The sequence below is a fragment of the Sphingobium sp. SG1 genome (assembly GCF_057063145.1).
Genome location: NZ_JBVVOJ010000059.1, coordinates 1 through 1,322, shown reverse-complemented (window position 1 = coordinate 1,322; position 1,322 = coordinate 1). Strand labels below are relative to the sequence as shown.

Annotated in this window: 1 protein-coding gene; it reads left to right on the top strand. The window is 61.6% G+C overall.

Translation table 11 applies throughout. The annotated features are described in order from the left end of the window. Nucleotides 1-57: 57 nt before the first annotated feature. Nucleotides 58-1,281 carry an IS256-like element ISSpwi2 family transposase gene (locus AC0KVN_RS27540; RefSeq protein ID WP_044663225.1) on the top strand — a complete coding sequence of 408 codons (1,224 nt, stop codon included), beginning with the start codon at nt 58-60 and terminating at the stop codon, nt 1,279-1,281. Nucleotides 1,282-1,322: the final 41 nt, after the last annotated feature.

Genomic DNA, 1,322 nt, shown 5'->3' with positions numbered 1-1,322 from the left:
GGGACTGTCAGGATTTCCGTGTGTGGCCGGGCATAATGGGCAACAAGGAGTCCCACTATGTCACGACGCAAAGAACCTGCCATACCGAATGAGCTTCTCGATCAGCTTTTGGCGGGCGGCACTGCCAGTGCCGCCTTCGAGCAGGGCGGTCTGCTCGATTCGCTGAAGAAGGCGCTGACAGAGCGTGCCCTGAATGCGGAGATGGATCACCACCTCGCTGGCGAAGACGGCGCCGGCAACATGCGCAACGGCTACGGTCGGAAGACGGTAATGACCGACACCGGCAAGTTGGCGATCGACGTGCCGCGCGATCGCCAGTCGAGCTTCGACCCGCAGTTGATCGCCAAGTATCAACGCCGCTTTCCCGGCTTCGACGACAAGATCGTGTCGATGTACGCGCGCGGCATGAGCACCCGCGAGATCACCAGGCACCTGCACGATCTATACGGCATCGACGTCTCACCCGATTTGATTAGCACGGTGACCGACGCCGTGCTCGATGAGGTCGCCACTTGGCAGCAGCGGCCGCTCGATCCGGTTTACCCGCTGGTCTTCTTCGACGCGATCCGGGTCAAGATCCGCGACGAGGGCATGGTGCGCAACAAGGCGATCCACATTGCGCTGGGCGTCCGCGCCGACGGCGCAAAGGAGGTGCTCGGCTTGTGGCTCGAGCAGAATGAGGGTGCCAAGTTCTGGCTTCGGGTGATGAACGAGCTTCGCAACCGTGGCGTTGAAGACATCCTGCTGGCCGTCGTTGACGGCCTGAAGGGCTTTCCCGATGCGATCACCGCAGTGTTCCCCGATGCGATCGTCCAGACCTGCATCGTTCACCTGCTGCGCAACTCGATGGACTTCGTCTCCTGGAAGGACCGAAAGAACCTCGCCAGCGCGCTCAAGGAGATTTACCGTGCCACCGACGCAGATGCCGCCGAAAAGGCGCTGACAGCATTTGAGGCTGGCCCTTGGGGGCAGCGCTATCCCGCCATCGGCCAGAGCTGGCGGCGCGCCTGGGGCGAGGTGATCCCGTTTTTTGCGTTCCCCGACGAGGTCCGCCGGATCATCTACACTACGAACGCCATCGAAGCTTTGAACTCGAAGCTCAGGCGGGCTGTCAGGGCCAGGGGACACTTCCCCAGCGACGAGGCCGCCACCAAGCTGCTCTACCTGATCTTGAATCGGTCGGAGAAAGAGTGGAAGATGCCACCACGTGAGTGGACCATGGCGAAGGCGCAATTTGCCGTGATCTTCGGCGAACGTTTCATCAGAGCCATGGCGGCCTGATGATCAACCGCCCGGCCACACACGGAAATCCTGACAGTCCC